The following is a 10,128-nucleotide window of genomic DNA, read 5'->3' as shown; positions in this document are numbered from 1 at the left end:
GGTGTAGTACACGTACGCCTGGCTGTCGATCAGCACGGCGGCCACGTCCTTGGGCACCTGGAAGTTGAGAAAGCGGTTGCTGCCCAGCTGCTGGGGCGGGGTGCTGTAGTCTTGAAACGGGCCTTGAACGGGCCGTCCGGTCCAGTGCACGACGATGTTGTCGGTGGTGGCGATATCCGGATAACGGTTGACGCGTACCTCGACCTGCCTATCGGTAATGTTGCCGATGAGCAGGTCGCCGGTCTGGGTGCCTTCCACGGTCGGCTCGGGCAACGAGCCTCGTGCATACACGGTGGTCAGCACGCTGGGGCTGTAGCGCGAATAGTTCTGCACCTTGTCGCGGATGCTGTAGCGCACGATCAGGTCGGTGCCGGGGCGGGCGGCAATGACGCTGTTGGGCACGGTGATGGTGATACTGCGGTTCAGATCAGCGGCGATCAATGGACCGTACTGCACCACCGTTCCGGCCCAAAACAACGAGATGACGTCGCCGACACTCTGATAAGCGTACTGCTCGATGACCACGGCCAGATCGCCCGCTGCGCTGGCATCGGTGATGATATCAGGCACACCGGAGGGCAGTTGCAGGCCGGGGTTGAGTGAGGGATCGGTGGGGTCCGGCGGTTCTGGCGGGTTGCCAGGGACGGTGAGCTTGATCGGGACTGTCAGGGTCTGCGAGGAGCGATCGTTGCCGGAGGGATCGCGCACGTGGTAGTGAACACTGGCCTCGGTTGCATCGGGCGCGATATAGAAGGCGTCGACGATCAGGGCCAAGGTGGCATCAGGGTCGGTTACCTCGATGTAATCTACGTACTCGTCGTTCCAGTACAAGCTGACAATGTCATCGCGAGCCATACTGCCATAAGGTGTGATGCGCACGGGGACGCCTGCGCTGACGTCGTCCTTGTTGATGCCCCCATGGGACTCCATAGCTGGCACTACCGGCGCGTAGACGTAGGGGTCGGTGGGCACGCCACCATGTCGGGCATCGTGGTTGACATGGTCGCTACCATAGGCGGCTTTGCGGATGGCGCGTAGTAATGAATGGGGTGGATTTTTCACGATGGATCACCTCGGGTGGAGTTGAGATCACTCATGACAAAGAGCGGGTAGGCCCCTCGCCGACAGTTGCCTGCCGGCGAGGGGTAACGCTGCTACAAGTCCAGTGCGTAGCAACGCACGAACACCGAGGCAGAAGGGCCGCCAGTGCCGTAGGCATTTTCAATGGAGTACACGGCCGTTACCGACCCCTGCCCAACGGGCTCATTCACCCACTTCTTGGAGAAGTAAGTGGCCGGAATCAGGAAGTCGTGATGTTTGACAGGGCCACCCGGCAATTGGATATCGTCGCGCGTCAAGGTGTAGCTCAGATCGAGCTTCATGTTGGGCGTTTCGACGCCTGAGCCGGCAAGGCCGTAATACCCCTGCAGCGTGAGGGTGATCTCGTCGCCCTCGGCCACTTGGTCGTAATCCAGGAGCACACGGAATGGCGTACCGTCCTGCAGCTGCGCCTTGTTCAAGGAGTTTTGTGCCTGCCTGCGCTCTGTGAACTCTCCTGCGGGCAATCCCCCGGGTCCGCCTGGCAGCAGATCCTGAGAAATAACTTGTACGTCCTTGGCAAACGACAGGGCCACGTTGGTCGCCGATGGCGTGCCTGATGTTGCACGCGCCACGGTGTAGTGGACAGCTTTGATACCAGGCCCTTTGGCCTTCATTTCAGCCGATGTTGCGGTGATTTTCAGCGGTAATTTGGCAGCGAGATCGCTGGCCAGTATGGTTCTTCTGTTAGCCAGCGCCGTGCCGCCCCAATAGACGGTAATGACATCGTTGGCCTGCAGGTAGTCGACATCACCCGGCGGGGTGGCAGTGCTGTCGGCGTAGTAAGGAACGATGACCTCGGCGTCCTCCTGCAAGTCAGCGTTGTCGATGATATCGACAGCACCACTGTCCGCCTCGACCGTGACTACCCTCAACAGCTCATTTTCCGGAGTGCCGGGGACTGGGTCTGGGCCGGCGGGTATGGTGATGTCCACCAACACGGGGTTGGCTCCCGAAGTGGCCATTTTTACAGTACCGCGGTAGACTTCGTAGTACCCCTCTGCTGTGTACCGTTGCGGTGACCCCGTACCGCCACCGTTGGCAACGAAGTCAAACGGCAGGTCGAACTCCAGCACGAAGGGCTTGCCGAGGTCCGCTGTGCTGATGCGCAGTCTCGAGGTACTTGAGGTGCCGAGGTAGAAAATCACTTCGTCGCCATCGACGGACTTGGGGATTTCGGGAATTTTGACATGGACCGGCGTGCGCGCATCGGCTTCGCTGATCAGGCCGTTGTCGCTGAACAGCGCGATGTCTGGTAAATCCAGATCACCGTCCACTGGCGCGCTGCTGACCAGGATGATCAAGGCAACGTCGTCTGCGCGCCCACGGCTGACATTGCCCGCCACGTCGGTAAGCGTGTAACCGAAATAGCGCTCGCCGTCATTCATGGCTTGCAACGCGGCCAACGGAATTTCAAGCTCCAGATCTTCGCCTGTGCCGCCCACGGGCACCACCTTCTCCGCCGACACGATGAGCAACTCAGACCCCCCTGATGTTGCTCTGTAAAAAGGTTTGACTATGTCGCCATCTTCCATGCCGTAGTAGTCTGGCAGCAGTGTCTTCAGCACTAGACCGCCGGAAGTGCCTGCAACCAATTTGTCCAGGGTCACACCTTCGTCTTCTACATCTTGGGCAAAGATCAGCGGTGGCATCAAAGTCCCGCCTGGCGCTTCACGGTCGATACGCAAAGGGATCGGTGGGTTACCCCGAATCACATTGCTGCCGCCATCCTCCAGCTCGTAGGTAACCTGGTGTACACCGTGAGCCAGGGTTGCGTCGAACTCGCGGATATAACCATTGCCTACCTCTGCAGCGTCCACGGCTGGAACGTCGATAGGCACATTGTCGAGTATCAAGCGGACCAGGTCGCCAGCAACGATGCTCGTGTGGTTTGGAATGGAGATCCTGAATGGACTGTTATTCTTGTTTGCAGGAATCAGGTTCTGCGGGTGCCCGGAAATGGCGTCAGGTACTGACGGCGGTGGACCATCGTCCACCAATATGCCCACGCCTGCCCGCAGGCTGGCAGAGCGCTTGCTGGGCGACGTCGGATCCAGTCGGCCTTTCTTGTGAACCTTGTACACAGTGACGGCTGCATCTGTCGGACGCGCGCTTGGCGCCTGAAAGATCGCGTTGGAAGTTCCCATTTTTCAATCTCCAGTACTGAACTGATATAGACCGAGGCGCGCAGTGTGAATAAGCGTTTTCATAACGGCTGCGAGTGATTGATTATTTACACGCTGCAAGTTTCGGTGCGGCTTCGTGCGAGGCGTAATTGGCCTGGTGCGATATTCAAGCTAGCACCGATTGGAATCGTTTCAATATTTAAATCCAGCTAATTCTGAAAATTATTATTCAACTAGATGAAGCATGATTTGCAACTACACTGCCACTTCGGATGGACGATCCAAAGTAACTTTTTGAATAAATAAATTCAAAGGTGGCAGTCATGAAAACTATTGTTCACGGCGGTATGAAGTGGCGCCCGTTGCTGGGCGTTGCAGTCGTATTAAGTGTATCTGGCGAGGTCATGGCGGCCGTGGTGGATGGGCCCTTTTCCATCGGCAGGGTCAACTCAGGTTCACCGGTCGAGGAATGGTCGGTACTGCGAGGAGGTTCGCTGTTTGTCAGCCCTGGGGGCCAAACTCTGGACATCGGCTTGCGCCTGGGCAGTACGGCCGGGCTGGAAGGCGCCACGGTCACGGCGCGCGCACGCTTCGAAGCCTTGCGCGTGGACGCTTCCACGGCCACGGTGACCGATAGCGTGCTCAATGCCTCTTCAGCCATCGGTATCACGCTGGTAGCCGGCGCGCCCGCCGTCTTGACGCTGACCAACAGTACGGTCACCGGCTTCGGCCGAGGCATCCAAAGCAGCACAGGGGCCGTGGTGAATATCAGCGGTTCGCAGATATCCGGCACCGATGATGGTCGCGTGCAGCCTTACTTAGGCGGGGTGGGGCTGTCGGTGCTGTCATCGGACATGAACCTGGTGCAGAGCAGCGCCATAGGCGCCAACCATGGCGCCACATTGATCGCCAACGGTGGCGGCAGCGGCACACCGCGTGCAGCCACCAACCTGGCGCTCGATGGGTCGAGCCTGCAAGGTACTCGCGGCAGCGCGGTGTTGGTTGGGGCCACGCTGTATCCACTGGCCACAGCCGGAAGGTTGACCCTGGCCAATGGTTCAAGCCTGACCGGGGGCGATGGCATAGCGGTGGAAGTGACGCAGGCGTCGACCCTGGATCTGCAAGTGGCCGCCAGTGCCTTGAACGGCGGCTTGAGCCTGGCAGATGCCTCGCAGGTGACGGCCGATCTGGGCCAGGGCAGCAGCCTGACCGGCGACATGCTGCTGGGGGGTGCCAGCGCGCTGACCCTGGTCAGCCGCGAAGCCAGTACGTTGACCGGCAATGCCCTGCTCACCGGCGGCTCGCGCATCGACCTGAGCCTGGAACAGAGCAGCTGGGTTGGCGACACGAACGTCAGCGAAGCCTCACAGGCCCAGCTCAACCTGGGCAACAGCAGCTTGACCGGCAACGTCACTGTCGCCGATACCTCCACGGCGAACATGACACTTGACGCAAGCAGCTGGGAAGGCAACGGCCAGGGTCCACTGAACCTGAACCTGAACCGCGCTTCGACATTCAATGGCCAGTTGAGCCAGGCAGGCGCTGTCAATCTGGCTGACGGTTCCCTGTGGAACATGACAGGCGACTCGCAGATAGCCAGCCTGGCCATGAACGGCAGCAGGGTGGCGTTGGGTGGCCGCAGCGGCGCCTATCGAACCTTGCAGACAGGCAGTTTGAGCGGCAGCGGCATCTTCGACCTGAACACCGATCTGGGCACCGTACAGGGTGATCGTTTGGTGGTGACCGGCGAGGCCGCCGGCAGCCATGAACTGGCCATCCACAACAGCAGCAGTGGGGTCGACCCGACGCCGGGTACGACCCTGACCGTAGTGCAGACCGGCGGTGGCGCGGGCACCTTCGCCGTGCTCGGCGGCCAGGTCGATGCGGGCACGTACGTCTACGACCTGCAGAAGCAAGGCCAGGACTGGTTGCTGGTTCAGCGGGGAACTGTCGGTCCCGTCGATCCAGGGAGCCCTGGCGATCCGGGAGATCCGGTAGACCCGGTAGATCCAGGGAGCCCCGGCGATCCGGGAGATCCGGTAACCCCGGTAGATCCCGTGACGCCCGTGGACCCCGGCAATCCTGGAGACGGCGGCGGTCCGGTGGTCACCCCCGGAGCGCGTTCGGTGATCGGCCTGTTCAGCGCCGCACCCACGGTGTGGTACGGCGAGCTCTCTACCCTGCGCAGCCGCATGGGTGAACTGCGCCTGGGCCGTGGCACCAGTGGCGCCTGGGTGCGCACCTATGGTGGGCGTTACGACCTGTCGGCCGGGGGTGGTGTGGCCTATAGGCAGCGCCAGCAGGGGCTGACCTTTGGGGTCGATGCGCCGCTGCCGGCCAGTAATGGCCAATGGTTGGTAGGCGTGATGGGCGGCTACAGTCGCTCCGACCTGGACCTGGCGGCAGGCACTTCCGGTGAGGTCGACAGCTACTACCTGGGGCTGTACAGCACCTGGCTGTCCGAAGGCGGCTACTACGTGGACGGCGTGGTCAAGCTCAACCGGTTCCAGAACGAGTCCGACGTGCGCGTCAGCGACGGCAGCCGTACCGGTGGCAACTACGACAACCACGGTGTGGGCGCATCGCTGGAAGTGGGCAAGCACATAAAGCTCGCCGACAACTGGTACCTGGAACCCTTCGCGCAGATGTCGGCGCTGTGGGTGCAAGGTGAGCGCTACGATCTGGACAATGGCATGCAGGCACGCAGCAACGGCGCCGATTCGTGGCTGGGCAAGGTAGGTACGCATGTCGGGCGTAATTTTCCGTTGGCCAATGGCGGCTTGGTGCAGCCTTACATCAAGGTGGCGGCGGCCCATGAATTCGCCGATGCCAACCGTGTCAAGGTCAACGCCAACCGCTTCACCAACGACCTCTCGGGCACCCGCGGCGAGTTGGGAGCCGGTGTAATCGCGCAGATCTCCGATCGCCTGCAGTTGCATGCCGACTTCGACTACAGCAATGGCGAGAACATCGAACAGCCATGGGGAGGAAGCCTCGGCCTACGCTATGCCTGGTAGGTGTCGTGCCAGGTAGGTCTGTCGTTGTAGGACGCGTCTTGCCTATGCATGATTCGGACGCGTCCTACAGATATTAAAACTTCATGAACCTAAGCTTGCGGCCCGCAATTGCCCTTCGGCAAATCCTACGGTTGCATCGCAAGGTTCTCAATCATGAGCAGGTTCGTTTCACGTTTCATCCTGCCCGGCAGCTTCGCTGCCGGGCTTCTCGTACTGGACGGTGCCGAAGTCGCTGCGGCACGCGATCTGACCGGCCCAGGGGACGCCCTGGTGATCTACCCCGAGGCCGCCATTACCGATTGGCGCCTGCGCGAGGGAGCCTCCCTTTACGTCAAAGGCGCAAAAACCCTGGGCATCGAAGTGTCCAGCGGTTCTGCGCTACGCGCGGAAAACGCGCAGATCAACGGCGGCGCGGCAGTTGGGGTCAGGGTCAGTCAAAGCACCGCCAGCATCACCGGTAGCACAGTGGTCAGCACCGGCAACTACGCGCTGATCGCCAGCAATGGCAGTGAGACCAGCGGCGCCCAGGTCAGTGTGTTCGACAGCGTATTGCTGGGCAGCGGCAGCGGCGTCTCCGCCAACTACAACAACGCTATCACGCTGGCCAACACCCAAGTGCTGGGCCGGACGGCCAACACCAGTCTGCTCCGGGGTGGCAACGGGATCCTGATGCTCAGTGGCGACATCAATGTGACCCAGGGCAGCAACGTGGTTGGCGAGACGCATGGCGCCGTATTGAGCATGGACACCTTCGTGCCCGTACCGCGCTCCAGCAACCTGGTGGTGGACAACGCTCGCGTCGAAGGTCAGCGCGGTGCGGCAATCGCCGTACAGACACGCAACGCCTCACCCGTTCAAGCCTCGATCATCGTGCGCAATGGTGCGACGCTGCTGGGCGGCGACGGTGTCATTCTGCAAGCCGGTGCCAATACCACGGTGGACTTCACCGCTGCCAATACCTACTTGACCGGTGACATTCAGATCGACGCGGACTCGACCACCGCCATTACGCTGCAAGACAACGCCCGCCTGACCGGCACCATGGCCGGGGTGTCCAGCCTGGCCGTCGACAGCGGCGCATTGTGGCGCATGACCCAGAGCGCCAGCATCGGTGACGTCAGCATGAACGGCGGGCGCATCGATTTGGGTGGTACGTCCGGCGCCTTCCGCGAACTGACGCTGGGCAGCCTCGCCGGCAATGGCACCTTTGGCCTGGGCACCGACCTGGCCACAGGCCAAGGCGACACGCTGGTGATCACCGGCCAGGCCACCGGCGACCACTTGCTGGCCATTCACAACACCGGTACCGACGTCGCCGAAGGGCAAGACCCATTGACCGTGGTCAAGACCGCAGGCGGTGACGCGCGTTTCGCGGCGCTGGGCGGCCAGATAGACCTGGGTACCTTCGTTTACGACTTGAAACAAACAGGCGACGACTGGCAGCTGGTGCAGCGCCCTGGCAACGTGGTGACCCCAGGTACCGCATCGGTGCTTGGCTTGTTCAGCGCTGCGCCCAGCGTGTGGTACGGCGAGCTGAGCACCCTGCGCAGCCGCATGGGCGAGCTGCGCATGGGCAAGGCCGAGGGCGGCCTGTGGACGCGGGCCTACGGCAATAAATACAACCTGTCGGCGGGCGGCGGTGTGGCGTACCGACAGCAGCAGAACGGTTTCAGCCTCGGCGCGGACGCCCCGTTGGTGGTGGACCATGGCACCGCCTTGGTCGGTGCCATGGTCGGCTACAGTAAATCCGACCTGGACCTAAAGGGCGGCACTTCAGGCGAAGTGGACAGCTTCTACCTGGGTGTCTACGGCACGTGGCTGGGCGATGACGGCTATTACGTCGATGCATTGGCCAAGCTCAACCGCTTTCAGAACAGCTCCGAGGTGCGCATGAGCGATGGTACCCGCAGCCGAGGCAGCTACAGCCACCATGGCATCGGTGCCTCGCTGGAAGCAGGCCGACGGATTGCTGTGACTGAAACCGTTGCTGTCACGCCCTTCGCCCAGGTGTCGGCTTTGAAGGTGCAGGGGCAAGGTTACACGTTGAACAACGGCATGGAAGCTGACAGCAACCGTGCCGACTCGCTGCTGGCCAAAGCTGGTGCCAAGCTCAGCCAAACGCTTGAGCTGGATGCCGGCGGCACCTTCGAGTACTACGCCAAAGCCGCTTTGGCCCACGAGTTCGCCAGCAACAACCAGGTCAAGGTCAATGGCAACCGCTTCACCAACGACCTGTCCGGCAGCCGCGGCGAATTCGGCCTGGGCCTGGCCGCGCAGATGTCCGACCGCTTGCAGTTGCACACCGAGTTCGACTACGCCAAGGGTCGCAACCTGGAGCAACCCTGGGGCGTGAACGTCGGCCTGCGCTACAGCTTCTGATCCCGCAAAGGCAGGCAACAGCGGTGAATGCGCTGCTGTTGCCTCAGCCATGGCACAACCCTCTGTACTGTTTCTGCGTAGGCATAGGTACCTTCTGGGCAAGTGGGTCTGCCGTATGTGAACGACCCAACTAACACATGCAAAAGCTCGCCTTTTTACTTTCAGTGCAATGTTGAATATTATTTTTTATAGCCGCATCCAAAGTACAAAAATATACTAACTTCTCTTGAGCTCTCGCATTCAATCGTTGTGCGAATAAAACGTATGCCTCACATAGACTTGGGCGCGAAAACTTACTAAGTTTGTCACTCTTCCAGTTGTTTGCACTTTCCAGTTTTCAAGCCTAACTTGTTCTCTCAGGTGACTGCTGCTTGATTGCTCGCCTCTCTACTCTTCGATATTCCCTCAACTTCCCCGAGGTGATCCATCGTGAAAAATCCACCCCGTTCATTATTGCGCGCCATCCGCAAAGCCGCCTATGGCAGCGACCATGTCAACCACGATGCCCGACATGGTGGCGTGGCGCCCGACCCCAATATCTACGCCCCCCTGGTACCGGCCGCGATCTCCCATGGCGGCATCAACAAAGACGACTACGACAAAGGCCTGATTGCCGTGCTGGTAGAGCCCTACGTGGGTATGGCCGTGAATGACATCATCGACCTCTACTGGAATGACGGTTACATGGACTTCGCCAGGGTGACCGACGCCACCGCCACTCAGGCGTTGATTGCCGATGCGTACTACATTTCCCCCGACGCGCTCGAGGCGACGCTGCACTACCACGTCAAGGATTCAGCCGGCAACGAGCGGGCATCGCAGTCGCTGGTGGTGCCGATCAAGCTGACGGTGCCTGGCGACCCGCCCGAGCCGCCGGACGCCAGCGATCCTTCACTCAACCCCAATCTCGGGCTGCCCTATGGCGTGCCGGACCTCATCTCCGACGTCAGCCTGGTGGGCGACCTGCCGGTGACGATCCAGCAATACACCCACCAGAGCGAGGGCGATATCGTCACCCTGTTCTGNCCGGCACCGACCTGATCGTGCGCTACAGCATCCGCGACAAGGTGCAGAACTATTCACGCTACAGCCCCAGCGTGCTGACCACCGTGTATGCGCGTGGCTCATTGCCCGAGCCGACCGTGGAAGGCACCCAGACCGGCGACCTGCATCTGGATACCATCACCGACGGCCTGGTGGAAATCCGCGTCAATCGCTATTCGACCATCGCCGTCGACGACAACATCGTCGTGCACTGGACCGGACGGCCGGTGGACGGCGCGTTTCAAGACTACAGCACCCCGGCCCAGCAGCTGGGCAGCAACCGCTTTCTCAACTTCCAGGTACCCAAGGACGTGGCCGCCGTGCTGATCGACAGCCAGGCGTACGTGTACTACACGGCCATTCCGGCCGCAGGTGGCGCAGCGAAGATCTCCAGCGGCTCGACCTTCGGGGTGGTGGGCACGCGCAACGAACTGAAAATGCCCGAAGTGCCCAAGGCATCCGGT

4 protein-coding genes are annotated in these 10,128 nt (G+C 61.0%); 2 read left to right on the top strand and 2 right to left on the bottom strand.

The genetic code is table 11. The features are described from left to right. Together IFT44_RS20960 and IFT44_RS20955 are read right to left on the bottom strand one after the other, a co-directional pair. Positions 1-1,062: hypothetical protein (locus IFT44_RS20960; protein WP_192176515.1), on the bottom strand; the 1,062-nt coding region annotated here is incomplete at its 3' end. 92 nt (positions 1,063-1,154) lie between these two features. After that, entirely contained in the window at positions 1,155-3,245 is a 2,091-nt protein-coding gene (locus IFT44_RS20955) for a hypothetical protein (protein ID WP_192060109.1), read from the bottom strand. 302 nt (positions 3,246-3,547) lie between these two features. Between IFT44_RS20955 and IFT44_RS20950 the strand changes: the two genes are divergently transcribed. After that, on the top strand, positions 3,548-6,241 hold the full coding sequence (locus IFT44_RS20950) for an autotransporter outer membrane beta-barrel domain-containing protein (protein ID WP_192176514.1): 2,694 nt from the start codon (positions 3,548-3,550) through the stop codon (positions 6,239-6,241). A gap of 153 nt (positions 6,242-6,394) precedes the next feature. Continuing rightward, entirely contained in the window at positions 6,395-8,620 is a 2,226-nt protein-coding gene (locus IFT44_RS20945) for an autotransporter outer membrane beta-barrel domain-containing protein (RefSeq protein ID WP_192176513.1), read from the top strand. Positions 8,621-10,128 lie beyond the last annotated feature (1,508 nt).

It is taken from the genome of Pseudomonas sp. CFBP 13710 (assembly GCF_014842235.1).
Classification (GTDB): Bacteria; Pseudomonadota; Gammaproteobacteria; order Pseudomonadales; family Pseudomonadaceae; genus Aquipseudomonas; species Aquipseudomonas baltica.
Note: the sequence above shows the minus strand (reverse complement) of the source record. Positions and strands in the feature narration are given on the sequence as shown.